We start from the raw sequence: 26644 nt of genomic DNA on the forward strand, positions 1-26644 counted from the left end.
GCTCATTCCTGCTGGTAAGTTTTGGCGATTGCCGCCGGCCCGAGCCTTGTCAGGCAAGCGGCGGCGGTTTCGCCCTGAAATCGTGCGCTGCTGATCATCGCCGCGACGCGGCTTATGCCGCGCGCGGCGTCATAGCCCGGCCTGTAGCCCGCAGGAAGGGCCTTTGCCGTCGCGTTCACGACAAGTCCGGCTCCATTTTCGCCGCCGACGATTGTCAGCGGTGCCGGGCCGGGGTGGGCGCAGCCCTTGGCGCAGCCGGAAATGTGCAAAATGAAGTCGAGAATATCGGCGTTTTCGGCGGCGATGGTTTCGGCGAGGTCGCGCGTTGCGATACGGCCGGAAGCGCAGGCGGGCGTGCCGGGGCAAGCGGCGACGCGGGTTCGCGGGTCGGTGGGGGAGGTGACGAAGCCGAGGGCGGCGGCTGTGTCCTGGAGGGACTGGTTGGCATGCGGCGGCTGGCCGAGGAAGAGCAAGGCGCGGCCCGGGGCGAGGCGGATTTCGGTCGTGCCGAGGGTGAGGGCACTTTTTGCGAGAGCGATCATCTTCTGCGCAGGCATGCTACCGAAGGGCAGGGCTATGCCGAGGGCTAGGGCGTGGCCTGCTAAGTTGAAAAGGCCGATAGGGCTGCGCGAGGCGCCCCCCTCTGTCCTGCCGGACATCTCCCCCACTTGGGGGGAGATCGGCAGTTCCGGCGTCGGCTTTTCCTCCTCAGCCATGGAAATTGGCGAAGGCGAGCGGGAATGAGCAATCTCCCCCCTTGTGGGGGAGATGTCCGGCAGGACAGAGGGGGGCGCCTCGCGCAAACCTGTCAAGCGTAGCCAACCCGCCAGAGACATCATCTGCCTCTCCGACAAGTCCCTCGCATGCGCTTCACGGCCTTTTTCAGCGATCATCCTGAGCGCAGCAACGGCGATATCCCTAGCAGCACCCGCATCGACCATTGCCAGAAGCGTCGCGTTTCGACCGTCGCCGGCAACCGACACGCGCCAAACGGTGTCTTTGTCGGCGCGAACCGCCAAGAGCCGTACATCGGCCGTCACCTCATCGAGCGTGAGTTGCCCGCCGCCGTCGACAACCACCGACACTTTCGGCCCGAGCCGTTGCGTCAGCCCCGCTTCCTCGATCGCCGCCCTGATCCGCTCAGCCACGGGTCGTGGATTGGCGATCTCCCGCGGGTCGATACCCGCCAGCGGCCCTGTCTCCACCGGCACGCCGGTCCGCACCGCAATGCCCAGCGCATCGACTTCCGCCGCCAAGAGCGGCGCGGTCTGCGCTGTGAGGCCACGTATCTGCAAACTGCCGCGCGCGGTGACTTCCATGATGCCGTTGCCGTGCCGCAGGGCGGATTCGGCCAGTGCGATCAACAGCTTCGCCGTGAAGCCTCCATCGACTGGGTTGAGCCGCACCAGCAGCCCGTCCCCGGTCTGCATAGGCGCTGACAAAGCGGGGCAGGCGCCACGGCGCGAGAAGGCATTCATGCCGCCACTCCCAGTGCCTCGGCCTCGGCAATCAGCGCGGCCAGATCGTCGTCGATGGAATTGCGCAAGGGGTGCCAGAGGCCGCGCCGGCGCGCCGACAGGAAACGCTCGGCAATGACTTTCGCGGCGGCAGGGTTTTCGCGCAGGATGAAGGCGCGCACCTCGGGATCCCCGACATAGGCATCGTGCACGGCCTCGATCAGCGCGCCCGAAATAGCGTGAGTGGTTTCGGCGAAGCCTACCAGGCGGTCGACCGTCTCGGCGAATTCGGAGGCGCCGCGCGGGCCGTGGCGCATCTGGCCCGATATGAAGCGGGCATTGACGGCGCGGGCGCGCACGACGCGCGACACGGCCTCGCCGACCGAGCGCGGTTTCGGCTTTTGCGGGTCCGTCGTGTCGAGCACGATGACGTCGGCATTGCGGCCCAGCGCGACGAGTGCTGCCGAAAAACCGCCGATGAAGGCGACGTCGGCGGAGCCTTCCAGGATGTCGCGGCCGGGATCGTCGCCGGTGTGGACAAGCAGGTCGGCCTCGGCGAGGCGCCCTTCGAAAGCGCCAGGCGCGGGGATGCCTTCACCGCCGGCGCCACCATAGGCATGCGATGTCGCGTCGAGATAGGCGCGACCGATCTCTTCGCGCGCGCCCCAATCGCCACTCGACAGGAGATCCTCGACGCCCGCGCCATAGGTCCCGGGCGAGGTGCCGAAGATACGCGGGCTTACCTTGCCGTCGGCGCGGGTTTTTGCCGCCAGCGGGTTTTCCGAATCGTCCTCGTCGCGCGCGGCAACGGCGTTGGCGGCGGCATCGATCAGCGCGATCTGGGTCGGAAACATGTCGCGGAACAGGCCCGATATGCGCCACGTGACGTCGACGCGCGGGCGGCCGAGCGTGGCCGGCGGCAGTACCTCGATGCCGGTGACGCGGCCGGTGGCGGCATCCCACTGCGGCCGGCAGCCCATCAGCGCCAGGCCTTGCGCGATCTCCTCGCCGCCGGTGCGCAGCGAGGCCGACCCCCAGAGGTCGATGACCAGCGAACGCGGCCAGTCACCATGCGATTGCATGTAGCCGCGCACCACTTCCTCCGCCGCGGCCCTGCCGAGATCATAGGCGGTCGGCGTCGGCATGGTGCGCGGGTCCGAGGTGAACAGGTTGCGGCCCGTCGGCAGCACGTCGGAGCGTCCACGCGCCGGGGCGCCGGCCGGGCCGGCCTTGACGTGACGGCCATCGAGCGCGGCAAGCAGCGCCGCCTTCTCGACCTCCGCGCTTTGCCGGCGCATGGCGTCGGGTTCGCCTTCGGCCGCGCGGCCATAGACATGCAGCCCGTCCTTGATGGCGAAATCCTTGAGGTCGCAGAGCCAGGCATCGATGCGGCGCAGCGCCTCGTCCGGCGCGTCGGTTGTGGCGACACCGGCTTCGGAGGCGAGGCCGGTTTTCTGCGCCGTGTCGACGATCAGTTTCGCCAAGCGGTCGCGGCGACGGCGGTCGAGGCCATCGGCCTGGGCATATTCGTCGACCAGGCGTTCGAGCTTGTGCTGATCCTCGTCGAGCCCGGCGCCGGTCAGCGAAGGCGGCAGATGGCCGAGGGTGACGGCGGCGATGCGGCGCTTCGCCTGTGCCGCCTCGCCGGGATTGGAGACAATGAAGGGATAGATGACCGGCACGGCACCGGTGACGATCTCGGGGAAGCAGGCTTGCGACAGCGCAACGGTCTTTCCCGGAAGCCATTCCAGCGTGCCATGGGCGCCGACATGGATCAGCGCATGGATGCCGAGCGATTTGCGCAGCCACAGGCCGAAGGCAAGCAAGGCATGGCGCGGGGGGAGCGTTGGATCATGGTAATCGGCGCGGCGATCGGCGGATCGGCCACGATCGGGGGCCAGGGCGACAGTGATGTTACCGAAGGTGGCGGCGCGGAAGGGGAAGCTTTGTGTCTCTTCTGCCTTGCCCCAAGCGGCTTCTACCGCAGCACTAGCCTCAGGCGGCAAGCCTTTCGAGAACTCGATATAGTCGTCCAGGCTCAAACCCTGATCGCCCACACCCAGCAACCCCAGCAACTCACGCGGCGTCTCCGGAATCCCCTCAACCGCATAACCATGTTCGCGGAGGTCTTGCAGCATGGCCAGCACGCTGGACGGCACATCCAATCCGACGGCGTAGCCGGTTCGCCCCGGCGCGCTCGGATAATCTGGGATAAGGATGGCCAGCTTGCGCGACGCCCGGGCCGTCTCCCGCAACTTGATGAACGCCGCGACGCGGTCCGCCACCTGCGCCACGCGATCCGGTTCCGGCCGGTTGGCGAAGGCGCGGTGCCCAAGGGCTGGATCGACATCGCTCTCGCCCTTGAAGGAAATGGCGCCGGCCAGGATGCGGCCGTCGAGCTCGGGCAGCACGACATGCATGGCGAGGTCGGCTGGCGCCAGGCCGCGCTGGTTGTTTTCCCAGGCATCGCGGCGGGTGGTGGCGACGATGACCTGGAAGACAGGCACGCCGGCCCGGTCGAACAGGGTTTCGACGCCCGGTTCGGCGCCTGAGGCGAAGGCCGTGGCTGTAATGATGGCGGCGGGCTGAAGCGTGGCGAGGGCTGTTTCCACGACGGCGAGTGACGCCGGGTCCTTCAGGCTGGAGACGAAGATGGGGACGGCGCGCATGCCGCGTTGGCGCAGCGCTTCAACGAGGGCGTCGATCGGCGCGACGTCGGCGGCCAACAGCATCGAGCGATAAAAGAGGATCGGCACGACCTTTCCCTCCCCCTCGAGGGGAGGGTGGCCCGCAGGGCCGGGTGGGGTCGGTGCGACCGGGTTCGGCGCTCCTTTAGGCAGGCGCGCCTCGGAGAGGACCCCACCCCCGGCCTGCGGCCGGACCCTCCCCTCAAGGGGGAGGGGGATGACGCCGCGGTTGGGCTCGTAGTAACCAGCTTTTGGTACTGCGACGGGCTCGACGATATCCACTTGCGACCCGGCCAGCCCCGCCAGCCGCTGCATCAGCGCTGCCATATTAGCCGGGCCGCCCTCGCGAAAATAGCTGAGCAGACCGTCCAATTCCTCGCGCGGCAGCGTCGAGGCCTCGATCAGCCTGACATCCTCGTCGTGGCTTTCACCGGGAAGCAACGCCAGTTTTATGCCGCGTTCGTGGGCGATCGATGCAAGCTGGTCGCATCCATAGCGCCACCAGTCGTAGCCGCCGAGAATGCGCACCAGGATGATCTTGGCGTGACGGGCGACGCTGTCGATCCAGAGGTCGACCGACATGGGATGGCGCAGGTCGCGCAATGCCGCGAGCCGCATAGACGGCAAGCGGCCGGCATCCGCCTTCCACGCTGTCGCCAGGCCGGCGAGGTCGCTGTCGGTGAAGGACAGCGCCACGATATCCGCCGGGGTCTGCCGCAGATCGACCGGCTCGGCGAGATCGTCGAGCGAGGCGGATGTCGTGGTGAGAATGTGCATCGCGGCCCGTGCCTGAAAATCAGCCGGCGAGTATACGCTCGATCGCCGGGCGGTTCAGCCCCTTGAGGCCGATGACGACGAGGCGCGACCGCCGGTCGTCCTCGGCCGTCCAGGCGCGGTCGTAATAGTGATTGACGCGTGGGCCGACGGCCTGCAGCAGGAGCCTCATCGGCTTGCCGCCGACCTCTACGAAGCCTTTCACGCGCAGAACGTTTTCCTGTTCGGCCGCAGTGGCGACGCGCTTGGCCAGTTCGTCCGGATTGGCGATCGAGGGGATGTCGACGATGAAGGTGTCGAAATCGTCATGCTCATGGTCGAATGCGCCGTCGTGATGCGACTTGCGGTTCTCGATGTCATCCTCGACGGCGAGACCGAGCCCAAGCAGAACCGAAGGATCGACCTTGCCGTGCGAGGTCGGCACGACCTGCACGGCGCGGGCGGAATGTTCGCCGATAATGGCGTTGGCGCGGGCCGAGCCGGCGGCGTCCATAAGGTCGCTTTTAGACAGGATGATCAGGTCGGCGCAGGCGATCTGATCTTCGAACACTTCCTCCACCGGGTCGTCATGGTCGAGGCTGTCATCTCCGGCACGCTGCGCCTGCAGGGCGTCCATGTCGTTGGCGACACGGCCTTCGGCAAGTGCGGGACCATCGACCACGGCAATGACGCCGTCGACGGTCACGCGGCTCTTCACCGTCGGCCACTGGAAAGCCTGGACCAGGGGCTTGGGCAAAGCCAGGCCCGAGGTCTCGATCAGGATGTGGTCAACCTTCGGCGTCAGCGACAGGATCTGGTCGAGCGCCGGCACGAAATCGTCGGCGACGGTGCAGCAGATGCAGCCATTGGCCAGTTCGACGATATTTTCCTCCGGGCAGGTGTCGATGCCGCAACCTTTGAGGATTTCGCCGTCGATGCCGATGTCTCCGAACTCGTTGACGATGATGGCAATGCGCTTGCCGCCGGCGTTCTCCAGGAGATGGCGGACCAGCGTCGTCTTGCCGGCGCCGAGGAAGCCGGTGACGACGGTGCACGGGACGCGGGATAGGGAGGCGCTCATGATCAATCCTTCAACAGGTCGAGGGGAGGAATGCGGGCCACGAGGCCGCGCTTGAGGGAATCGGGCCGGCCGCGCCAAGGGATGAGGCCGTCGGTCGACGTGGCGAAAAGTTTGGCGCCGGTGACGAGGTCGGCGCCGCTGGCCGCGGTCAGGTCGCCGAAGACATAGCTCCAGCAACCGTCGCGAAGGATCGCGGCACTAAGCCTTCGCTTGCAATTGCCGAGACACTCGACGGTGCGGACGCGGACTTCGCCCGATGCGGCTCGCCGTGTGTCATCAGCCAGCAGTTCGCCGGCGCGAGGATGGGCATCCGAGCCGGTTTCGTCACGGCAGGAAGCACAGACAATGACCGTGACCTCGGCCAAGGCGTCGCCGTTGGCGGACCGGATATCCGCTGTGCCAGCCGAAAAACTGCTGTTCTGGTCCAAAAAGCCGGGCTCCTTGCCCGGAAACCCGCCGGGCGATCGGATTCTTTTGTCGCAGACGGCAGGTCTCCTGGCTCGCGGGTCATCGCCTTGGTGCCGCCTTCCCGGGAACCTCCCAGTGGCTTTCGGCCTTGGCTCTTCGCTTACAGTTGCGGGGACAGCCACGGATTTGAGATTTTCATCCCGCACCGCATTCCCTCTTAGCCCTTGCCGTTGCGGGCAAGGGACCGTCTGGATCGGATTTAGGCTTTTGCGGGTGGCGGTGTCAACGCGGGCTTACGACACTGCGATGTCGGCCAGCGCCGGGCCCAGATCGCCGGCCGGCGTCACTTCCATACGCTCAAGGCCAAGCCAGTCCTGCATCTGCTTCAGTTCCTCGAACAGCGGAGCCGCCGTTTCGGGCGGTGCGCCGGGCTCGGCGTAGGCGGCGTGGACGCGCAGCACGCTCGCTGGCCGGTCGGCCTTGAGATCGACGCGCGCGACGATCCGGTCGCCGAGCAGGAAGGGCAGGACGTAGTAGCCGTATTGGCGTTTCTCGGCGGGCGTGTAGATCTCGATGCGGTAGTGGAAGTCGAACAGCCGCTCCGAGCGCGAGCGTTCGAAGACGACGGGATCGAAGGGGGCGAGAAGGGCACGAGCTTCGACTTTCCGGGGCAGACGGGCGTCCTTGTGAAGGTAAGCCGGCTTGTCCCAGCCTTCGACACGCACCGGCAGCAACTCGCCCAACTCGACCAACTCCTCCAGCCGGCCCTTCATGTCGGCCGGCGACAGGCGGAAATAGTCGCGCAAATCGCCCGATGTCGCGATGCCGTGGGCGCGGGCGGAAATTCGCAGCAGTTCGCGGTGCGCGTCCTCGGCTGCCGGCACCGGCAGATCGAGGATCGCCTGCGGCAGCACGCGCTCGGGCAGATCATAGAAGCGCTCGAAGCCGCGGCGGTGCGCGGTGGTGATGCGGCCGGCCCAGAACAGCCATTCGAAGGCATGCTTGGCATGGCTCCAGCCCCACCAGCCGCCCGAACCTTTCTGGCCTTCCAGCGCCGAAGCGGCGATCGGGCCGCGCGCGACGACCTCGCGGTAGATCTCTTCTATATACGCGGCGTGCTCGCGGCCCCATTTGGCCAGCCCCAGATACATCTCGTCGCCCTGCTCGGCACGCTTCATGCGCCAGCGCATCAGCGGGTAGGTCTCGACCGGCAGGAACGAGGCTTCGTGCGCCCAGTATTCGAAAACCGTGCGCTTGCGCGTCACGGCGGCATTGTCGAGCAGAGCGAGCGGGTAGGGGCCGAGCCGCGAGTAGAGCGGCATGTAGTGAGCGCGCACCACGGCGCTGACGGAATCGATCTGCAGCAGGCCGGTGCGCGAGAGCACCCGGGCGAAGTGGCGGCGGTCGGGTGTGCCACTTGGGCGGGGATCGAGAAACCCCTGGGCGGCAAGCGCGATGCGCCGGGCGGTGGCGAGCGAGATCTTTTCCTTCATGCAAACGTCACTCTGCGGGTGATTTGGATGGTGATTCCAGCCCATGCTAGCAGGGTTTTGGCGGCTATCCTGTCAGGAGAGAAAAGTGGAGTAAAAAATGAAGGAAATCAAACAGGAGCCGATCGTACCAGTTTCTCCTGTAATGCCGTCCAGCTCGGTGTTTTGAACAAGGTTTGACTTGCTTCGCTGGAAGTGCTGCGCTAACCCTCGCCGCGTTGCAGCATAGGCCCTTAAAACGGTTCAGCGGTTAAACTGTCACGCTTCCGCATTAAGGTCCGGTGCTGTAATCAAAGTGGATTGGCGCCAACGGAAAGCCGCTGCATGAACGCACTCCTCAGTTCGTACCTGCCCATCGTCCTGTTCATCGGCGTGGCACTGGTCGTCGGCCTGGCGCTGCTGGCCGCACCGTTCCTGGTGGCCTACCGCAATCCCGATCCCGAAAAGCTTTCCGCCTACGAGTGCGGTTTCAACTCGTTCGACGACGCCCGCATGAAATTCGACATCCGCTTCTACCTGGTGTCGATCCTGTTCATCATCTTCGACCTCGAAGTGGCCTTCCTGTTTCCCTGGGCGGTGTCCTTCTCGAAGATAGGCATGCTCGGCTTCTGGTCGATGATGGTGTTTTTGGCAGTGCTGACCATCGGCTTTGCCTATGAATGGAAAAAAGGAGCGCTGGAATGGGATTGAACGACAGTTCAGGCACCCTCGTCGCGCCGAAGCCGAAGGGCATTATCGATCCCAACACCGGCCGGCCGGTGGGGGAGGACGATCCCTTCTTCCTCGAAATCAACAATGAGCTCGCCGACAAGGGGTTCCTGGTCACCTCGACCGAGGCGCTGATCACCTGGGCGCGTAGCGGCTCGCTGATGTTCATGACCTTCGGTCTGGCGTGCTGCGCGGTCGAAATGATCCACACCTCGATGCCGCGCTACGATTCGGAGCGCTTCGGCGTCGCGCCGCGCGCGTCCCCGCGCCAGTCCGACATCATGATCGTCGCCGGCACGCTTACCAACAAGATGGCGCCAGCGCTGCGCAAGGTCTACGACCAGATGCCGGAGCCGCGCTACGTCATCTCGATGGGCTCGTGCGCCAATGGCGGCGGCTATTACCACTATTCCTATTCGGTGGTGCGCGGCTGCGACCGCGTCGTGCCGGTCGACATCTATGTGCCCGGCTGCCCGCCGAGCGCCGAAGCTTTGCTCTACGGCATTCTTCTCCTGCAGAAGAAAATCCGCCGCACCGGCACGATCGAACGGTAAATCCATGGCTGCTTCCCTAAGCGAACTGTCGACTTATCTCGGCGAGAAGCTGATCGACCGCGTCAATGACGCGGTGCTGGCCTATGGCGAACTCACCATCCATGTCGACCCGGGCGACCTCATCGAAGTGGTGACCTTCCTGCGTGACGACGCGCGCTGCCAGTTCATCTCCATCATCGATGTCTGCGGCGCCGACTATCCGTCGCGGGCCAAGCGCTTCGACGTCGTCTACCACCTGCTGTCGCCGAAGCAGAACGTGCGCATCCGCGTCAAGGTGCAGGCCGACGAAGACACGATGGTGCCGTCGATCACCGGCGTTTTCCCGGGTGCCGACTGGTTCGAGCGCGAGACTTACGATCTCTATGGCGTGCTGTTCTCGGGCCATCCCGACCTGCGCCGGCTTTTGACCGACTACGGTTTCGAAGGCCATCCGCTGCGCAAGGATTTCCCGCTGACCGGTTTCGTCGAGGTGCGCTACGACGACGAAGCCAAGCGCGTCATCTATGAGCCGGTCGAGCTCAAGCAGGAATTCCGCAATTTCGATTTTCTTTCCCCTTGGGAAGGCACCGACTACGTGCTGCCCGGGGACGAAAAAGCCAAGACGAATTGAGGCGCCACAATGGCTGAAACCTCCGTCCGCAATTTCAACATCAACTTTGGCCCGCAACACCCTGCGGCGCACGGCGTTTTGCGCCTGGTGCTGGAGCTGGACGGCGAAGTCGTCGATCGCGTCGATCCGCATATCGGACTTTTGCATCGCGGCACCGAAAAGCTGATCGAGGCAAAAACCTATCTGCAGGCGGTGCCTTACCTCGACCGGCTCGACTATTGCGCGCCGATGAACCAGGAGCATGCCTTCGCGCTCGCCGCCGAGCGCCTGCTCGGCATCGAGGTGCCGAAGCGCGGCCAGCTGATCCGCGTGCTCTATTGCGAAATCGGCCGCATCATGTCGCACATCCTCAATGTGACGACGCAGGCCATGGACGTCGGCGCGCTGACGCCGCCGCTATGGGGCTTCGTCGAACGCGAAAAGCTGATGGTGTTCTATGAGCGCGCCTCCGGCTCGCGCATGCATGCCGCCTATTTCCGCCCCGGCGGCGTCCACCAGGACCTGCCGCGCCAGCTGGTCGAGGACATCGGCAAGTGGATCGACCCGTTCCTCAAGTCGATCGACGACCTGGACAAGTTGCTGACCGGCAACCGCATCTTCAAGCAGCGCAATGTCGATATCGGCATCGTATCGCTGGCCGATGCCTGGGCCTGGGGTTTTTCGGGCGTCATGGTGCGCGGTTCCGGCTCGCCGTGGGATCTGCGCAAGTCGCAGCCCTATGAATGCTATTCGGAAATGGATTTCGACATCCCCATCGGCAAGAACGGCGACTGCTACGACCGTTATCTCGTGCGCATGGAAGAAATGCGCCAGTCGGCGCGGATCATGCGCCAGTGCGTCGATCTCTTGCTCGGTAAGGAAAGCACCGGCCCGGTGTCGAACCTCGACGGCAAGGTGGTGCCGCCGAAGCGCGCGGCGATGAAGCGCTCGATGGAAGCGCTGATCCATCATTTCAAGCTCTACACCGAGGGCTATCGCGTGCCGGCCGGCGAGGTCTATGCCGCCGTCGAGGCGCCGAAAGGCGAGTTCGGCGTCTATCTGGTCTCCGACGGTTCCAACAAGCCCTACCGCTGCAAGCTGCGCGCACCAGGTTTCGCGCATCTGCAAGCCATGGATTTCCTCTGCCGCGGCCACATGCTGGCCGACGTCACCGCCGTTCTCGGCTCCCTCGACATCGTGTTTGGTGAGGTCGATCGCTAAATGTCAGTCCGCCGTCTCGCAGAAGCCAGCGTCCAGCCAGCGTCCTTCGCCTTCAACCGGGCGAACGCCGCGGCTGCGAAGCAGTGGATCAAGAAGTACCCGAAAGGCCGCGAGCAGTCGGCGATCATACCGTTGCTGATGATTGCGCAGGAGCAGGAAGGCTGGGTTACCAAGGCGGCGATCGAGACGATTTCCGATATGCTCGGCATGCCGCGTATCCGCGGGCTCGAGGTCGCGACGTTCTACACGCAATACCAGCTCAACCCGGTGGGCACTAGGGCGCACATCCAGGTCTGCGGTACCACGCCCTGCATGCTGCGCGGCTCGGAAGCGCTGATGGATGTGTGCCGCTCCAAAATCCATCACGACCAGTTCCACACCAACGACAAGGGCACCTTGTCGTGGGAAGAGGTCGAATGTCTCGGCGCTTGCGTCAATGCGCCGATGGTCATGGTGTTCAAGGATACGTTCGAGGATCTGACGCCGGAGCGTCTGGCCGAAATCATCGACCTCTATGACGCCGGCAAGGGCGCTTCGGTGGCGCCGGGGCCGCAAAACGGCCGCACCGGCTCGGAGCCGGCCTCCGGCCTGACGACGCTGAAGAGCGAAAAAGCGATTCTCAAGTCGACCCGTGACAGGGAAGCAAGGGAAGCAGCCAAGGCAGCCAAGGCGGCGCCTGACGCGATCATCGCCGCGCCCGTTCCGGCACCCGCCGCCGCTCCCGTCGCGCCGTCCAATGCCAGCAAGCCGAAGACCGATGCGCCGGAAACCAGCCCTGCCTTGAAAACGCCTTCGAAAGCCAAGGTGGCACCAGCTGCGGAGAACGCCGCGAGCGTTTCTGCGCCGCTGCATTCGGCCGCCAACGCCAACAAGGCGGCTCCGGAAGTCGAGAAGGTCGCCAAGCAACGCAATGGGCCGACGGCCAAGGCCGAGCCGGCTGCTGCCTTCAAGGCGCCGGAAGCCAAGGTGCCGGTGGCAAAGCCGGCGAAACCGTCGCTGGAGGACAAGAACCGTCCGGCCGGTATCGACAGGCCGGCCGCGGTCGACGACCTCAAGCTGATCTCCGGCGTCGGCCCGAAGATCCAGGGCATTTTGCACGAGCTGGGCATCTTCACCTTCGCGCAGGTCGCATCCTGGAAGAAGGCCGAGCGTGAATGGGTGGACGGCTATCTCTCCTTCCAGGGACGCATCGAGCGCGACGACTGGGTCAAACAGGCCAAGGCGCTCGCCAAGGGCGGCGTCGCCGAATACATCCGCGTTTTCGGCAAGAAGCCGGTCTGAGGATACAAAAAATGCTTCAGGACAAAGACCGCATCTTCACCAACATCTACGGCCTCTTCGACAAGTCGCTGGCCGGCGCGATGGCCCGCGGCGCCTGGGACAACACGCCCGGCCTCGTCGCCAAGGGGCGCGAGTGGATTGTCAACGAGATGAAGGCGTCGGGCCTGCGCGGCCGTGGCGGCGCCGGCTTCCCGACCGGCCTCAAATGGTCTTTCATGCCGAAGCAGAGCGACGGCCGGCCGAGCTACCTCGTCATCAATGCCGACGAATCCGAGCCCGGCACCTGCAAGGACCGCGACATCCTGCGCAATGACCCGCACACGCTGGTCGAGGGCGCGTTGCTCGCCGGTTTCGCCATGGGCGCTATCGCGGCCTACATCTATGTGCGCGGCGAGTTCATCCGCGAGCGCGAGGCGCTGCAGCGCGCGATCGAGGAAGCCTATGAGGCCAAGCTGATCGGCAAGAACAACACTTCGGGCTATGATTTCGACGTCTACATGCATCACGGTGCCGGCGCCTACATCTGCGGCGAGGAAACAGCGCTGCTGGAAAGCCTTGAAGGCAAGAAGGGCCAGCCCAGGCTGAAGCCGCCATTCCCGGCCAATGTCGGCCTCTATGGCTGCCCGACCACCGTCAACAATGTCGAATCGATCGCAGTGGCACCGACCATCCTGCGCCGGGGTGCGGCGTGGTTCTCGTCCTTCGGCCGGCCCAACAATGTCGGCACAAAGCTGTTCTGCGTCTCCGGCCACGTCAACAATCCGTGCACCGTCGAAGAGGCGATGTCGATCCCGTTCCGCGAGCTGATCGAGACGCATTGCGGCGGTATTCGCGGCGGCTGGGACAATCTCCTGGCGGTGATTCCGGGCGGTGCCTCGGTGCCGCTGGTGCCGGCCGAGCAGATCATCGACACGCCGATGGATTTCGACGCACTGCGCGACCTGAAATCAGGCCTCGGCACGGCGGCCGTCATCGTCATGGACAAGTCGACTGACGTCGTGAAGGCGATCGCGCGGCTGTCCTACTTCTACAAACATGAGAGCTGCGGTCAGTGCACGCCGTGCCGCGAAGGCACCGGCTGGATGTGGAGGGTGATGGAGCGGCTGGTGCGCGGCGAGGCGCAGAAGCGCGAGATCGACATGCTGCTCGACGTCACCAAGCAGGTCGAGGGCCATACGATCTGTGCGCTGGGTGATGCGGCGGCGTGGCCGATCCAGGGCTTGATGCGGCATTTCCGCGGCGAGGTGGAGCGCCGCATCGACGAGTTTTCGCGCAACGCGCACCGGGCCGAACCAGCGATGGTGGCGGCGGAATAGACCGATTTGTGACTGCGGAATAACGGGGCGGGGCGAACGAAGAAACGACCAGGAGAACTCTATGGCGCCGTATTCGACACCCTACCCAATGATGCCCAATTTGGACCAGCTCGAGAAGATGAACCAGGACCTGACCAGGATGATGCCGAAGGAGATGGCCAGCGCCGTCAACCTTTTCGTGCATCCTGTCGCCGGGGCGGCAGCGATGTCGGCGCTTGGCGTCGGGCTCGCCAACCATGCATTCGGCGTCTGGATGGGGGCACTTTCGGGAGCCGCCGAGGCGTCGCAGCGGCTGATACAGCCGCTGATCGAGGAGTTCGAGGCGCGCGTCGAGCAGTTCGAGGACGCGAACTCGTCGTCGACCAAGGCGCGGGTGACGGCCAAGACCTTGATTGCCGAGGCGCAGTCCTTCGCCCAGGAGGTCACCGACATCGCCGCCAAGGAAGCCGCCATCACGGCGCCGGCGGTGAATGTGGCGCCGGCAGCCGGCGAGGCCGCCGATATGCTGCTGCCCGAGGACTTCAGGCAGCCCAAGGCAATCGACAAGCCGGTGAAGCCGTCCGACCTCAAGGCGATCTCGGGCATCGGCCCGAAGCTGGAAAAGGTTCTGAACGGGCTTGGTATCTGGACCTATGCCCAGATCGCCGCCTGGTCGCCGCAGGAGATCGCCTGGGTCGACGACTATCTGTCGTTCAACGGCCGCATCGGCCGCGACGACTGGACTGCCCAAGCCGCCGTGCTGGCAACGAAGAAGAAGTGAATGAAATGCCGGGCGCCGCGTCTGTCGCGCCCGGGAAATGAGATTGCGGGAAATCCGCAGAGGTTTGAGGCGAATGGCAAAGCTCAAGGTCGACGGGAAAGAGATCACTGTACCCGACCACTACACGCTGCTGCAGGCGGCGGAAGACGCGGGCGCGGAAGTGCCGCGCTTCTGCTTCCATGAGCGGCTGTCGATCGCCGGCAATTGCCGCATGTGCCTGATCGAGGTGAAGGGCGGGCCGCCCAAGCCGCAAGCTTCCTGCGCTATGGGCGTGCGCGACCTGCGCCCCGGCCCGAATGGCGAACCGCCTGAAATCTTCACCAACACGCCGATGGTCAAGAAGGCCCGGGAAGGCGTGATGGAGTTCCTGCTGATCAATCATCCGCTGGACTGTCCGATCTGCGACCAGGGCGGCGAGTGCGACCTGCAGGACCAGGCGATGGCTTTCGGCGTCGATTCCTCGCGCTATCATGAGAACAAGCGCGCTGTCGAAGACAAGTATATCGGCCCGCTGGTGAAGACGGTGATGAACCGCTGCATCCACTGCACGCGTTGCGTCCGCTTCACCACCGAAGTCGCCGGCATCTCCGAACTCGGCCTGATCGGTCGCGGCGAGGACGCCGAGATCACCACCTATCTCGAACAAGCGATGACCTCGGAACTGCAGGGCAACGTCATCGACCTGTGCCCCGTCGGCGCGCTGACCTCCAAGCCCTTCGCCTTCCAGGCGCGGCCGTGGGAACTGACCAAGACCGAATCCATCGACGTGATGGACGCGGTCGGCTCGGCGATCCGCATCGACAGCCGCGGCCGCGAAGTGATGCGCATCCTGCCGCGCGTCAACGAGCAGGTGAACGAGGAGTGGATCTCCGACAAGACCCGTTTCATCTGGGACGGCCTGCGCACGCAGCGCCTCGACCGCCCCTATGTGCGCAAGGACGGCAAGCTGGTTCCGGCGAGCTGGGCCGAAGCGTTCGCCGCAATCAAGGATGCGGTGTCGAAGACGACGCCCGAGAAGATCGGCGCCATATCAGGCGATCTCGCGGCGGTCGAGGAAATCTACGCGCTGAAGCTGCTGATGGCTTCGCTCGGCTCCAGGAACACCGATTGCCGCCAGGATGGCGCCGCACTCGATCCGGCGCTCGGCCGCGCAAGCTACATCTTCAACCCGACCATCGAAGGCATCGAGCAGGCCGACGCGGTGCTGATCATCGGCGCCAATCCGCGCTTCGAAGCCTCGGTGCTCAATGCTCGCATCCGCAAGCGCTGGCGGGTCGGCAATCTGCCGGTCGGCGTCGTCGGCGATGTCGGCGATACGCGCTACGAGTATGAATTGCTGGGCGCCGGGCCGGAGTCGCTGAAGGATCTGGCTGACGGCAATGGCAAGTTCTTCCAGACGCTGAAGAAGGCGACGCATCCGCTTGTTATCGTCGGCCAGGGCGCGCTGGCGCGCGCCGATGGCGCGGCGGTGCTCGGCCAGGCTGCCAAGCTCGCTGGTGCCGTGAACGCCGCTCGCGCCGACTGGAACGGCTTTGCCGTGCTGCACAATGCGGCGGCGCGTGTCGGCGGCCTTGATCTCGGCTTCGTGCCGGGCGAGGGCGGCAAGGACGTCTCCGGCATGCTGGGCGAGACGGACGTGCTGTTCCTGCTCGGCGCCGACGAGATCGACATGAGCGAGACCGGCGGCGCCTTCGTCGTCTATGTCGGCACCCATGGTGATGCCGGCGCGCACCGCGCCAATGTCATCCTGCCGGGCGCCGCCTACACGGAAAAGTCGGGCACCTACGTCAACACCGAAGGGCGCGTCCAGCAGACCAACCGCGCCGGTTTCGCCCCGGGCGACGCGCGCGAGGACTGGGCGATTCTCAGGGCTCTTTCCGACGTGCTGGGCAAGAAGCTGCCGTTCGATTCGCTGCCGCAACTGCGCGCGAAACTTTATGGCGAATATCCGCATCTGGCGCGCATCGACCAGGTCGCGGCCGGCAATGCCGGGGATATCGCCCGCGTGGCGAAGCTCGGCGGGCGGCTGAACAAGGGCACCTTCACTTCGCCGGTCAAGGATTTCTACCTGACCAACCCGATCGCGCGGGCATCGGCCGTGATGGCGGAATGTTCGGCATTGGCCAAGAGCGGCTTCAAGCAGGCGGCGGAATAAGCATGGATACCTTCTTCTCCTTCTACGTGCTGCCGGCGCTGCTGATCCTCCTGAAGTCGGTCGTGCTGATCGTCGTGCTTCTGGTCTTCGTCGCCTACATCCTCTACGCTGACCGCAAGATCTGGGCGGCGGTTCAGTTGCGCCGTGGCCCGAACGTCGTCGGGCCCTGGGGCACGCTGCAGGCCTTCGCCGATCTGTTGAAGTTCGTCTTCAAGGAACCGGTCATCCCGTCCGGCGCCAACAAGGGCGTCTTCCTGTTGGCGCCGCTGGTGTCGGCGGTGCTTGCGATCTCGGCCTGGGCGGTCATTCCCGTCAACCAGGGCTGGGCGATCGCCAACGTCAATGTAGGCATCCTCTATGTCTTCGCCATCTCCTCTCTCGAGGTCTATGGCGTTATCATGGGCGGCTGGGCATCCAACTCGAAATATCCGTTCCTCGGCGCGCTGCGCTCGGCGGCGCAGATGGTGTCCTACGAAGTCTCGATCGGCTTCGTCATCGTCACCGTGCTGCTCACCGCCGGTTCGCTCAACCTCAGCGACATCGTGTTGTCGCAGCAAGGTGGACTTGGCACGCGGCTTGGCCTGCCCAACACCTTCCTCGACTGGAACTGGCTGGCGCTGTTCCCGATGTTCATCATCTTCTTCATCTCGGCACTGGCCGAGACGAACCGGCCGCCTTTCGACCTGGTCGAAGCTGAATCGGAACTCGTCGCCGGCCACATGGTCGAGTATTCATCGACGCCGTTCCTGCTGTTCTTCCTCGGCGAATATGTCGCCATCGTCCTGATGTGCGCGCTGGCCACCATCCTGTTCCTCGGCGGTTGGCTGCCGCCCTTCGACTTCGCCCCGTTCACCTGGGTTCCCGGGGTCATCTGGTTCGTGCTGAAGGTGTGCTTCGTGTTTTTCGGCATCTCCATGGTGAAGGCCTTCGTGCCGCGCTACCGCTACGACCAGTTGATGCGGCTGGGCTGGAAAGTATTCCTGCCGATCTCGCTGTTCATGGTGGTCGCCACCGCAGCCTTCCTCAAGATCACGGGGTTTGCGTGATGTCCGCTCTGTCCCAGGCCGCAAAATCCCTGCTGCTGCAGGATTTCGTCAGCGCCTTCTTCCTGTCGATGCGCCAGTTCTTCGCGCCGAAGGAGACGATCAACTATCCGCACGAGAAGGGGCCGACCAGCCCGCGCTTCCGTGGCGAGCATGCGTTGCGTCGCTATCCCAATGGCGAGGAACGCTGCATCGCCTGCAAATTGTGCGAGGCGATCTGCCCGGCGCAGGCCATCACCATCGAGGCCGGCCCGCGCCGCAACGACGGCACGCGCCGGACGGTGCGTTACGACATCGACATGGTGAAGTGCATTTATTGCGGCTTCTGCCAGGAAGCCTGCCCGGTCGACGCCATCGTCGAGGGACCGAATTTCGAGTTCGCGACGGAGACCCGCGAGGAACTCTACTACGACAAGGACAAGCTGCTGGCGAATGGCGACCGGTGGGAGCGCGAACTGGCACGCAACATCTCGCTGGATGCGCCGTACCGGTAGTTGGCGCGCTTCTCCCCGTAAACGGGGAGAAGGAACAAGAAAGTGGACGGCGCAACGTCGCCCGTCTATGGAACACGCGATTTCGAACCGGAGGCGGGTCGGAGTCGAAATTTGGAACCCGGGGGATCCCCAATGCTGAGTGGACTAGAGGCGGCCTTCTTCTACCTCTTCGCCTTTGTCGCCGTGGCATCGGCGTTCATGGTCATTTCGTCGCGCAACCCCGTGCATTCGGTGCTGTTCCTGATCCTGACCTTCTTCAATGCCGCCGGCCTGTTCATGCTGACCGGCGCCGAGTTCCTGGCGATGATCCTGCTCGTCGTCTATGTCGGCGCGGTCATGGTGCTGTTCCTGTTCGTGGTCATGATGCTCGACGTCGACTTCGCCGAATTGAAGAGCGGCGCCTTGCAATACGCACCGATCGGCGCGCTGGTCGGGCTGATCCTGGCGGCGGAACTGATCGTCGTGCTGGGCGGCTACACATTCGCGCCGAAACTCGCCTCGACGGTGGCCAAGCCCATTCCCGATCTCGCCGCGCGTTCGAACACGGCCGCGCTCGGCGACATCCTCTATACCGACTACCTCTACTACTTCCAGATTTCGGGCCTCATCCTGCTGGTTGCCATGATCGGCGCCATCGTTTTGACGCTGCGCCACAAGGAAGGGGTCAAGCGGCAGTCGATCGCAGCCCAGGTCGGCCGCACGCCGGCCACCGGCATGGAAATCCGCAAGGTCAAGTCGGGCGAAGGAGTCTGAGATGGTCGTCGGCATCGCACATTATCTGACCGTATCGGCGATCCTGTTCACGCTCGGCGTGTTCGGCATCTTCCTGAACCGCAAGAACGTCATCGTCATCCTGATGTCGGTCGAGTTGATCCTGCTTGCGGTCAACATCAACTTCGTCGCCTTTTCGGCGGCACTCGGCGATCTGGTCGGCCAGGTGTTCGCGCTGTTCGTGCTGACGGTCGCGGCGGCAGAGGCCGCCATCGGACTTGCCATTCTCGTCGTCTTCTTCCGCAACCGCGGCTCGATCGCGGTCGAAGACGTGAACATGATGAAGGGTTGACGGAACCACCATGTATCAGGCCATCGTCTTCCTTCCACTGCTCGGCTTCCTGATCGTCGGCCTGTTCGGCACGTCGCTCGGCGCCAAGGCTTCCGAGTACATCACCTCCGGCTTCCTGGTGATTTCGGCGGTGCTGTCGTGGGTTGCCTTCTTCAGCGTCGGCTTCGGCCGTGGCGAGGTGTTCACCGTGCCGGTGCTGCACTGGATCCAGTCCGGCGGGCTGGACGTTTCCTGGGCGCTGCGCATCGACACGCTGACGGTGGTGATGCTGGTGGTGGTCAACACCGTGTCGGCGCTGGTCCACATCTATTCGATCGGCTACATGCATCACGATCCGAACCGGCCGCGTTTCTTCGCCTATCTGTCGCTGTTCACCTTCGCCATGCTGATGCTGGTGACGGCCGACAATCTGGTGCAGATGTTCTTCGGCTGGGAAGGGGTCGGTCTCGCGTCCTACCTGCTGATCGGCTTCTGGTACAAGAAGCCTTCGGCCAATGCCGCCGCCATCAAGGCCTTTGTCGTCAACCGTGTCGGCGATTTCGGTTTTGCGCTTGGCATTTTCGGCGTGTTCGTGCTGTTCGGCTCGGTCAATCTCGGCACCATCTTCGCCAACGCGGCAACGTTCATTCCGGCTGAAGGCGCGCCGCAGGGTGCTGCCGTGCTGACCTTCCTCGGCCATGCGCTGGACAAGCAGTCGGCCATGACCGTCGTCTGCCTGCTGCTCTTCATGGGCGCCATGGGCAAGTCGGCGCAGGTGCCGCTGCACACCTGGCTGCCAGACGCCATGGAAGGCCCGACGCCGGTCTCCGCGCTCATCCATGCCGCCACCATGGTGACGGCGGGCGTCTTCATGCTGGCGCGGCTGTCACCGCTGTTCGAACTGTCGCATTCCGCGCTGACCGTGGTGACCTTCATTGGCGCCTTCACCGCCTTCTTCGCCGCCACCGTCGGTCTGGTCCAGAACGACATCAAGCGCGTCATCGCCTATTCGACCTGCTCACAGCTCGGCTACATGTTCGTGGCACTCGGCGTCGGCGCCTACGGCGCGGCAATCTTCCACCTGTTCACGCATGCCTTCTTCAAGGCGCTGCTGTTCCTCGGCTCGGGCTCGGTCATCCATGCCGTCTCCGATGAGCAGGATATGCGCAAGATGGGCGGTCTGCGAAAGTTGATCCCGACCACCTACTGGATGATGGTGATCGGCACGCTGGCGCTGACCGGCGTCGGCATTCCGGTGACCGTCATCGGCACCGCCGGCTTCTTCTCCAAGGACGCCATCATCGAGAGCGCCTTTGCCAGCCACAATTCAGTCGCCGGCCTTGCCTTCATACTGCTGGTCATCGCCGCCTGCTTCACGGCCTTCTATTCCTGGCGGCTGATCTTCATGACCTTCCACGGCAAGCCGCGGGCGAGCCATGACGTGATGCACCATGTCCATGAATCGCCGCCGGTGATGCTGGTGCCGTTGTTCGTGCTGGCCGCCGGTGCGCTGTTTGCCGGCATCATCTTCCATAATTCCTTCATCGGCGAGGGCTACGCCGAGTTCTGGAAGGCGTCGCTGTTCACGCTGCCGGACAACCATATCCTGCACGAGATCCATGAACTGCCGCTGTGGGTCGAACTGTCGCCCTTCATCGCCATGCTGATCGGGTTCGCGCTGGCCTGGAAGTTCTACATCCGCTCGCCGGAGATGCCGGTGAACCTTGCGCAGCAGAATCGCGGGCTCTACGCCTTCCTGCTCAACAAATGGTATTTCGACGAGCTCTACGACTTCCTGTTCGTGCGGCCCGCCAAGCGCCTTGGCCATTTCCTGTGGAAGACCGGTGACGGCACAATCATCGACGGGCTCGGGCCGGACGGCATTTCGGCGCGCGTCGTCGATGTCACCAACCGAGTCGTCAAGCTGCAGACCGGCTACCTCTATCATTATGCCTTCGCCATGCTGATCGGCGTTGCCGCACTCGTCACCTGGATGATGCTCTGATGACCGCCTGGCCAATCCTCTCGCTGGTCACCTTCCTGCCGCTGGTTGGTGTGCTGCTGATCCTGTTCATCAGGGACGACAGCGAAAACGCACGCCGCAACATCCGCGCCATCGCGCTATTGACGACGACGTTCACCTTCATCGTCTCGTTGTTCATCTGGACCGGCTTCGACAATTCGCAGGCCGGCTTCCAGTTCGTCGAGAAATTCGCCTGGCTCGATTCCGGCATTTCCTACCATATGGGCGTCGACGGCATTTCGATGCTGTTCGTCATCCTGACGACGTTCCTGATGCCGCTCTGCATCCTGGCGTCGTGGGAATCGATCGAGAAGCGCGTCAAGGCCTATATGATCGCCTTCCTGCTGCTCGAGACGCTGATGATCGGCGTGTTCTGCGCGCTCGACATCGTGCTGTTCTACGTCTTCTTCGAAGCCGGTCTGATCCCGATGTTCATCATCATCGGCGTGTGGGGCGGCAAGCGGCGCGTCTACGCCTCGTTCAAGTTCTTCCTCTACACGCTGGCCGGCTCGGTGCTGATGCTGCTCGCCATCATGGCGATGTTCTATCAGTCCGGCACGACCGACATTCCGACGCTGTTGACGCACAGCTTCCCGGCCAACATGCAGACCTGGCTATGGCTTGCCTTCTTCGCCTCCTTCGCGGTGAAGATGCCGATGTGGCCGGTGCATACCTGGCTGCCGGATGCCCACGTCGAGGCGCCGACGGCGGGTTCGGTCATCCTGGCCGGCATCCTCTTGAAGATGGGCGGATACGGTTTCCTGCGCTTCTCCTTGCCGATGTTCCCGCTGGCGTCCGAAATGTTCGCGCCGCTGGTGTTCACGCTCTCGGTCGTCGCCATCATCTACACTTCACTGGTGGCGCTGATGCAGGAGGACATGAAGAAGCTGATCGCCTATTCGTCCGTCGCCCATATGGGCTTCGTCACCATGGGTATCTTCGCCATGAACCAGGAAGGCGTGCAGGGCGCGATCTTCCAGATGCTGAGCCACGGCCTCGTCTCGGGCGCTCTGTTCCTGTGCGTCGGCGTCATCTACGACCGCATGCATACGCGTGAGATCGCGGCCTATGGCGGCCTCGTCAACAACATGCCGAAATACGCCACGGTGTTCCTGATCTTCACGATGGCCAATGTCGGCCTGCCGGGCACATCGGGCTTCATCGGCGAGTTCCTGACCATGCTGGGCGTCTTCCGGGTCAACACCTGGGTGGCGTTCTTCGCCGCCACCGGCGTCATCCTGTCGGCTGCCTATGCGCTTTGGCTGTACCGCCGGGTGATCTTCGGCGCGCTGACCAAGGACAGCCTCAAGGGGCTGCTGGACCTGTCGCCGCGTGAGAAGGTCATCATCTATCCGCTGGTGATCCTCGTCATCTTCTTCGGCGTCTATCCCGCTCCCGTCTTCGACGCGACGGCCCAATCGGTCAAATCGCTCGTCACCAATGTCACCGCATCCATCGGCGCCGCGCAGACCGCGGCGGCGAACTGACCCAGGGGTTTTGCGAACCATGACGCCGGACCTTCTCTCCAGCCTGTCGCTCTCGACGCCCGAGCTGATCCTTGCCATCGGCGCGCTCGCGCTGCTGATGGTCGGCGCCTATTCGCGCGCCAACACCGCCAACACCGTGACCGGCCTCGCGGTTGCCGTGCTGGTGGTCGCCGGCGCCTGGCTGATCTTTCACACCGGGCAGGGCAGCGCCTATGGCAACGCCTTCATCCAGGATCCCTTCGCCCGCTTCATGAAGGTGCTGGCCCTGGTCGGCTCCGCGGTGACGCTCGTCATGTCGATGCGTTTTGCCAAGGCCGAGCGTTTCGACAAGTTCGAATATCCGGTGCTGATCCTGCTCTGCACGCTGGGCATGATGCTGATGATCTCGGCCAACGGCATGATCGGGCTCTATCTCGGCCTCGAGCTGCAGTCACTGGCGATCTACGTGCTGGCGGCGATCAACCGTGACAATCTGCGTTCGACAGAAGCTGGCCTGAAGTACTTCGTCCTCGGCGCTCTGTCGTCGGGCATGCTGCTCTACGGCATCAGCCTGGTCTATGGCTACACCGGCAATACCGGTTTCCAGGAGATCGCCACGGCGCTGGGCAGCGGCGAGCGCCAGCTTGGCCTGGTTTTCGGCCTCGTCTTCGTGCTGGCCGGCCTTGCCTTCAAGATCTCGGCGGTGCCGTTCCACATGTGGACGCCCGACGTCTATGAGGGCGCGCCGACGCCGGTGACGGCCTTCCTGGCGGCGGCCCCCAAGATGGCGGCGATGGCGCTGATCGTGCGCGTCACCATGGGCGCCTTCAAACCGATCGCCGCCGACTGGCAGCAGATCGTCGTCTTCATCTCGATCGCCTCGATGGCGCTCGGCGCCTTCGCCGCGATCGGCCAGACCAACATCAAGCGGCTGATGGCCTATTCCTCGATCGGTCATATGGGCTACGCGCTGGTCGGCCTTGCCGCCAACAGCCAGGCCGGCGTGCGTGGTGTCGCCATCTACATGCTGATCTACCTGGTAATGACGCTCGGCACCTTCGCCTTCATCCTCGCCATGCGGCGCAAGGAAGGCAATGTCGAGCAGATCAGTGACCTGGCCGGGCTGTCCTCGACCAATCCGATCATGGCGACCATTCTCACCATCCTGATGTTCTCGCTGGCCGGCATTCCGCCGCTCGCCGGCTTCTGGGGGAAGTGGTACGTCTTCCTCGCCGCCATCAATGCCAACCTCTACGCGCTGGCGATCATCGGCGTGCTGGCCTCGGTGGTGGGCGCCTACTACTATCTGCGCATCATCAAGATTATGTGGTTCGACGAACCGGTCGGCGGCTTCGTGCCGATGGCGAGCGAACTGCGTGTCGTGCTCGGCGTCTGTGGCGCCTTCGTGCTGTTCTATGTGCTGATCGGCGGGCCGATCGGCACCTATGCCGAAGCCGCGGCCAAGACATTTTTCTGACGGGATGGCGTTTCGACTGGCCCCAACCTCGGCGTCGGAAGGGTTCCGGCTCGAGGCCCATGACAGCATCGGTTCCACCAATACGGTGGCGCTCGACCACGCCCGGGCCGGCGACACGGGCAGGCTCTGGGTCGTTTCCAAAAAGCAGGAAAGCGGGCGTGGCCGGCGCGGTCGCGCCTGGGTGTCGCCCGAAGGCAATCTGGCGGCGACCTTGCTCGTCATCACCGGCGGTGAACTTCGCCTTGCCGCGACGCTGGGTTTCGTCGCCGGCCTGTCGCTTGCCGATGCGCTCGACGCGGTGGTGCCGAAGGGCCGGATATCAATCGGCCTCGATGGCGCGAGCCAGGGACAAAACCGCTTCGAGCTGAAATGGCCGAACGACGTGCTAGCTTCCGGAGCGAAGCTCGCCGGCATCCTGCTCGAGTCGGCGATACTGGAGGGCGGCCGTTTCGCGGTCGCGGTCGGCATCGGCGTCAATGTGGTGGCGCACCCCAGCGATTTGCCTTATCCCGCGACATCGCTGCAAGCTCTGGGTGCGACATGCGATGCCGAGACGCTGTTCCTGGCGCTGTCGGATGCCTGGAGCGAGAATGCCCGCCTTTGGGATGAGGGCCGCGGCCTTGCCGCCGTCAGACGGCGCTGGCTGGCGCTCGCGGCGGGGCTTGGCGGCGAGGTTGCCGTCAGAATTGACGGTAATGTGGTGCGTGGAGTGTTCGAGACCATTGACGAGGACTGCCGTTTCGTGATCCGCGACGATGAGGGGTCGGTTCTGACGATCGCGGCTGGCGACGTGCATTTCGGTGCGGTCGCTTCGGCCAGAGCCTAGTAGTGGACTTGGCCCGAGGGTCAGGAAGGAAAGAATAATGGCGAAAGCGGAAAACGCCGAACTCGTCTTCGTGCCGCTCGGCGGCGTCGGCGAGATCGGCATGAACTTCGCCCTCTACGGCTACGGCCCGCCGAGCGCGCGCGAATGGATCGTCATCGATGTCGGCGTCACCTTTCCCGACGCGGCGCATCCGGGCGTCGACCTGATCCTGCCCGACACACGCTTCATCGAGGAGAACCTCGCCAATCTGCGCGGCATCATCATCACCCACGCGCATGAAGACCACTATGGCGCATTGCTCGACATCTGGCCGAAGCTGAAGGCGCCGGTGTGGATGACACCGTTCAGCGCCGGGCTCTTGGAAGCCAAGCGGCAGGGGGAGCAGGGGGCAGCGAAAATCCCGCTGACGATCTACCGGGCGGGCGAGAAATTCACCGTCGGCCCGTTTGAGATCGAAGCCATTCCGGTGGCTCACTCGATACCGGAGCCGATGTCGCTGGCGATCACCTCGCCGGCCGGTACCGTCATTCACACCGGCGACTGGAAGATCGATCCGGAACCGACGATCGGACCCAAGACCGACGAGGCGCGCTTCCGGGCCTATGGCGACAAGGGCGTGCTGGCGCTGATCTGCGATTCGACCAACGCGTTGCGGGAAGGGGAGTCGCCTTCGGAAGTCGCCGTCGGCGAAGGACTCAAGGGCGTCATCCAGTCAGCCAAGGGCCGCGTCGCCGTCACCACTTTCTCCTCCAATGTCGGGCGTATCGTCTCCATCGCCAGGGCGGCGCGCGATGCCGGGCGCCAGTGCCTGGTGCTTGGCCGGTCGTTGAAGCGCGTCATCGATGTCGCCGACGAACTCGGCTATATGGATGGGCTGCCGGAATTTATCGCCGAGGAAGATTTCGGCTTCATCCCGCGCGAGAACCTGGTCATCATCTGCACCGGCAGCCAGGGAGAGCCGCTGGCGGCGCTGGCGAAACTGTCGCGCGACGAGATGAAGTCGGTGTCGCTGACGGCGGGCGACACGGTGGTGTTTTCCTCGCGCACCATCCCCGGCAACGAGAAGGCGATCCTCGAGATCAAGAATCGTCTCATCGATCTCGGCATCAAGATCATCGAGGATGGCGACGCGCTCGTGCACGTCTCCGGCCACCCCCGCCGCAGCGAGTTGCGCAAGATGTACGAATGGGTGCGCCCGCAGATCGGCGTACCCGTGCATGGCGAGGCGGCGCATCTGGTGGGGCAGGGGTCGCTGATGTCGACCTCCGGCATTGGCCAAGTGGCGCAGGTGCGCGACGGCGACATGCTGAGGCTTGCGCCTGGTCCCGCCACCATCATCGACCAGGTGCCGTTCGGCCGCATTTACAAGGATGGCAATCTGATCGGCACCGACCAGGCGATGGGCATTCGCGACCGGCGCAAGCTCTCCTTTGCCGGCCACGTCGCGGTCAATGTCGTGCTCGACGACAAGTATGAGTTGGCCGGGGATCCCGATTTGGTCGCGATCGGCGTCGCCGAGGCGGACGCCAGTGGCGAGACGCTTGAGGACCTGATGATCGATGCCGCAGTTGGCGCTGTGGAATCCATTCCCCGTCAGCGGCGAAAAGATCTCGACCTCGTGCAAGAGGCGGTGCGTCGCGCGGTGCGCGGTGCAGCCAACGAAGCCTGGGGCAAGAAGCCGCTGGTGACTGTGTTTGTCACGAGGTGACGAACAGGGAAATAGGGGAGTAAGGGAGTAGGCAGTAGGGGGGTGAGCGGTTGCTTTTCTTCTGTCTTGTTGTCCCTACTCCCATACTGCCTACTCCCTTACTCC

22 protein-coding genes and 1 riboswitch are annotated in these 26644 nt (G+C 64.2%); of the genes, 17 read left to right on the forward strand and 5 right to left on the reverse strand.

The annotated features are described in order from the left end of the window. Positions 1-2: 2 nt before the first annotated feature. From cobG to EB233_RS16515, 5 genes are all read right to left on the reverse strand, one after another. Positions 3-1478, reverse strand: a complete 1476-nt coding sequence (gene cobG, locus EB233_RS16495; RefSeq protein ID WP_064988272.1) for a precorrin-3B synthase — start codon at positions 1476-1478, stop codon at positions 3-5. Continuing rightward, positions 1475-4921, reverse strand: a complete 3447-nt coding sequence (gene cobN, locus EB233_RS16500) for a cobaltochelatase subunit CobN (protein ID WP_064988273.1) — start codon at positions 4919-4921, stop codon at positions 1475-1477. The genes cobG and cobN overlap by 4 nt, the downstream gene beginning before the upstream one ends. Before the next feature lie 19 nt (positions 4922-4940). Next, the gene (cobW, locus tag EB233_RS16505; RefSeq protein ID WP_027051243.1) at positions 4941-5978 is read right to left on the reverse strand and encodes a cobalamin biosynthesis protein CobW; all 1038 of its coding nucleotides are present in this window, start codon (positions 5976-5978) and stop codon (positions 4941-4943) included. Positions 5979-5980: 2 nt separating this feature from the next. Further along, positions 5981-6406 (reverse strand): DUF1636 family protein, encoded by a 426-nt coding sequence (locus EB233_RS16510; protein WP_064988802.1) that lies wholly within the window; start codon positions 6404-6406, stop codon positions 5981-5983. A 40-nt stretch (positions 6407-6446) separates the two neighbouring features. Continuing rightward, positions 6447-6650, reverse strand: a riboswitch (cobalamin riboswitch). A 29-nt stretch (positions 6651-6679) separates the two neighbouring features. Next, complete coding sequence (locus EB233_RS16515; RefSeq protein WP_064988274.1) at positions 6680-7879, reverse strand: winged helix-turn-helix domain-containing protein; 1200 nt, start codon at positions 7877-7879, stop codon at positions 6680-6682. 321 nt (positions 7880-8200) lie between these two features. Between EB233_RS16515 and EB233_RS16520 the strand changes: the two genes are divergently transcribed. The 17 genes from EB233_RS16520 (at position 8201) to EB233_RS16600 (ending at position 26539) form a co-directional block, all read left to right on the forward strand. After that, entirely contained in the window at positions 8201-8566 is a 366-nt protein-coding gene (locus EB233_RS16520) for an NADH-quinone oxidoreductase subunit A (RefSeq protein WP_010910112.1), read from the forward strand. Next, entirely contained in the window at positions 8557-9138 is a 582-nt protein-coding gene (locus tag EB233_RS16525) for a NuoB/complex I 20 kDa subunit family protein (RefSeq protein WP_015317338.1), read from the forward strand. The genes EB233_RS16520 and EB233_RS16525 overlap by 10 nt, the downstream gene beginning before the upstream one ends. 4 nt (positions 9139-9142) lie before the next feature. Then, on the forward strand, positions 9143-9748 hold the full coding sequence (locus tag EB233_RS16530; RefSeq protein ID WP_064988275.1) for an NADH-quinone oxidoreductase subunit C: 606 nt from the start codon (positions 9143-9145) through the stop codon (positions 9746-9748). 9 nt (positions 9749-9757) lie between these two features. Then, entirely contained in the window at positions 9758-10948 is a 1191-nt protein-coding gene (locus EB233_RS16535; RefSeq protein ID WP_064988276.1) for an NADH-quinone oxidoreductase subunit D, read from the forward strand. Then, positions 10949-12229: an NADH-quinone oxidoreductase subunit E gene (locus EB233_RS16540; RefSeq protein ID WP_064988277.1), complete on the forward strand. Its 1281-nt coding sequence runs from the start codon at positions 10949-10951 to the stop codon at positions 12227-12229. An 11-nt stretch (positions 12230-12240) separates the two neighbouring features. Continuing rightward, positions 12241-13545, forward strand: coding sequence for an NADH-quinone oxidoreductase subunit NuoF (gene nuoF / locus EB233_RS16545; RefSeq protein ID WP_064988278.1), 1305 nt, complete (start codon positions 12241-12243; stop codon positions 13543-13545). Between the two features lie 61 nt (positions 13546-13606). Beyond that, complete coding sequence (locus EB233_RS16550; protein ID WP_064988279.1) at positions 13607-14305, forward strand: NADH-quinone oxidoreductase subunit E; 699 nt, start codon at positions 13607-13609, stop codon at positions 14303-14305. 73 nt (positions 14306-14378) lie between these two features. Beyond that, positions 14379-16460, forward strand: a complete 2082-nt coding sequence (gene nuoG, locus EB233_RS16555) for an NADH-quinone oxidoreductase subunit NuoG (RefSeq protein ID WP_064988280.1) — start codon at positions 14379-14381, stop codon at positions 16458-16460. Between the two features lie 2 nt (positions 16461-16462). Next, on the forward strand, positions 16463-17506 hold the full coding sequence (gene nuoH, locus EB233_RS16560; RefSeq protein ID WP_064988281.1) for an NADH-quinone oxidoreductase subunit NuoH: 1044 nt from the start codon (positions 16463-16465) through the stop codon (positions 17504-17506). Then, entirely contained in the window at positions 17506-17997 is a 492-nt protein-coding gene (nuoI, locus tag EB233_RS16565) for an NADH-quinone oxidoreductase subunit NuoI (protein ID WP_027046992.1), read from the forward strand. The genes nuoH and nuoI overlap by 1 nt, the downstream gene beginning before the upstream one ends. A gap of 132 nt (positions 17998-18129) precedes the next feature. Continuing rightward, on the forward strand, positions 18130-18750 hold the full coding sequence (locus EB233_RS16570; protein WP_027051253.1) for an NADH-quinone oxidoreductase subunit J: 621 nt from the start codon (positions 18130-18132) through the stop codon (positions 18748-18750). Between the two features lies 1 nt (position 18751). Beyond that, positions 18752-19060, forward strand: coding sequence for an NADH-quinone oxidoreductase subunit NuoK (gene nuoK, locus EB233_RS16575; RefSeq protein WP_019858930.1), 309 nt, complete (start codon positions 18752-18754; stop codon positions 19058-19060). A 10-nt stretch (positions 19061-19070) separates the two neighbouring features. Next, positions 19071-21044 carry an NADH-quinone oxidoreductase subunit L gene (gene nuoL, locus EB233_RS16580; protein WP_064988282.1) on the forward strand — a complete coding sequence of 658 codons (1974 nt, stop codon included), beginning with the start codon at positions 19071-19073 and terminating at the stop codon, positions 21042-21044. Next, on the forward strand, positions 21044-22549 hold the full coding sequence (locus tag EB233_RS16585; protein WP_064988283.1) for an NADH-quinone oxidoreductase subunit M: 1506 nt from the start codon (positions 21044-21046) through the stop codon (positions 22547-22549). The genes nuoL and EB233_RS16585 overlap by 1 nt, the downstream gene beginning before the upstream one ends. Before the next feature lie 19 nt (positions 22550-22568). Continuing rightward, positions 22569-24005 carry an NADH-quinone oxidoreductase subunit NuoN gene (gene nuoN, locus EB233_RS16590; RefSeq protein ID WP_064988284.1) on the forward strand — a complete coding sequence of 479 codons (1437 nt, stop codon included), beginning with the start codon at positions 22569-22571 and terminating at the stop codon, positions 24003-24005. A 4-nt stretch (positions 24006-24009) separates the two neighbouring features. Next, entirely contained in the window at positions 24010-24831 is an 822-nt protein-coding gene (locus EB233_RS16595) for a biotin--[acetyl-CoA-carboxylase] ligase (RefSeq protein ID WP_064988285.1), read from the forward strand. 37 nt (positions 24832-24868) lie between these two features. Continuing rightward, positions 24869-26539: a ribonuclease J gene (locus EB233_RS16600; RefSeq protein WP_027051258.1), complete on the forward strand. Its 1671-nt coding sequence runs from the start codon at positions 24869-24871 to the stop codon at positions 26537-26539. Positions 26540-26644: the final 105 nt, after the last annotated feature.

Origin of the sequence: Mesorhizobium erdmanii (assembly GCF_013170725.1) — a bacterium.
GTDB lineage: Bacteria > Pseudomonadota > Alphaproteobacteria > Rhizobiales > Rhizobiaceae > Mesorhizobium > Mesorhizobium erdmanii.

Excerpts from the sequence above, each read along its gene's own strand:
- EB233_RS16535 (WP_064988276.1), top strand. The coding sequence starts at position 9,758 with ATGGCTGAAACCTCCGTCCGCAATTTCAACATCAACTTTGGCCCGCAA.
- EB233_RS16585 (WP_064988283.1), top strand. The coding sequence starts at position 21,044 with ATGACCGCCTGGCCAATCCTCTCGCTGGTCACCTTCCTGCCGCTGGTT.
- EB233_RS16550 (WP_064988279.1), top strand. The coding sequence starts at position 13,607 with ATGGCGCCGTATTCGACACCCTACCCAATGATGCCCAATTTGGACCAG.
- cobW (WP_027051243.1), bottom strand. The coding sequence starts at position 5,978 with ATGAGCGCCTCCCTATCCCGCGTCCCGTGCACCGTCGTCACCGGCTTC.
- nuoN (WP_064988284.1), top strand. The coding sequence starts at position 22,569 with ATGACGCCGGACCTTCTCTCCAGCCTGTCGCTCTCGACGCCCGAGCTG.
- nuoF (WP_064988278.1), top strand. The coding sequence starts at position 12,241 with ATGCTTCAGGACAAAGACCGCATCTTCACCAACATCTACGGCCTCTTC.
- nuoI (WP_027046992.1), top strand. The coding sequence starts at position 17,506 with ATGTCCGCTCTGTCCCAGGCCGCAAAATCCCTGCTGCTGCAGGATTTC.
- cobN (WP_064988273.1), bottom strand. The coding sequence starts at position 4,921 with ATGCACATTCTCACCACGACATCCGCCTCGCTCGACGATCTCGCCGAG.
- EB233_RS16525 (WP_015317338.1), top strand. The coding sequence starts at position 8,557 with ATGGGATTGAACGACAGTTCAGGCACCCTCGTCGCGCCGAAGCCGAAG.
- EB233_RS16520 (WP_010910112.1), top strand. The coding sequence starts at position 8,201 with ATGAACGCACTCCTCAGTTCGTACCTGCCCATCGTCCTGTTCATCGGC.
- EB233_RS16540 (WP_064988277.1), top strand. The coding sequence starts at position 10,949 with ATGTCAGTCCGCCGTCTCGCAGAAGCCAGCGTCCAGCCAGCGTCCTTC.
- EB233_RS16515 (WP_064988274.1), bottom strand. The coding sequence starts at position 7,879 with ATGAAGGAAAAGATCTCGCTCGCCACCGCCCGGCGCATCGCGCTTGCC.
- nuoL (WP_064988282.1), top strand. The coding sequence starts at position 19,071 with ATGTATCAGGCCATCGTCTTCCTTCCACTGCTCGGCTTCCTGATCGTC.
- nuoK (WP_019858930.1), top strand. The coding sequence starts at position 18,752 with ATGGTCGTCGGCATCGCACATTATCTGACCGTATCGGCGATCCTGTTC.
- EB233_RS16570 (WP_027051253.1), top strand. The coding sequence starts at position 18,130 with ATGCTGAGTGGACTAGAGGCGGCCTTCTTCTACCTCTTCGCCTTTGTC.
- nuoH (WP_064988281.1), top strand. The coding sequence starts at position 16,463 with ATGGATACCTTCTTCTCCTTCTACGTGCTGCCGGCGCTGCTGATCCTC.
- EB233_RS16530 (WP_064988275.1), top strand. The coding sequence starts at position 9,143 with ATGGCTGCTTCCCTAAGCGAACTGTCGACTTATCTCGGCGAGAAGCTG.
- nuoG (WP_064988280.1), top strand. The coding sequence starts at position 14,379 with ATGGCAAAGCTCAAGGTCGACGGGAAAGAGATCACTGTACCCGACCAC.
- EB233_RS16600 (WP_027051258.1), top strand. The coding sequence starts at position 24,869 with ATGGCGAAAGCGGAAAACGCCGAACTCGTCTTCGTGCCGCTCGGCGGC.
- cobG (WP_064988272.1), bottom strand. The coding sequence starts at position 1,478 with ATGAATGCCTTCTCGCGCCGTGGCGCCTGCCCCGCTTTGTCAGCGCCT.
- EB233_RS16595 (WP_064988285.1), top strand. The coding sequence starts at position 24,010 with ATGGCGTTTCGACTGGCCCCAACCTCGGCGTCGGAAGGGTTCCGGCTC.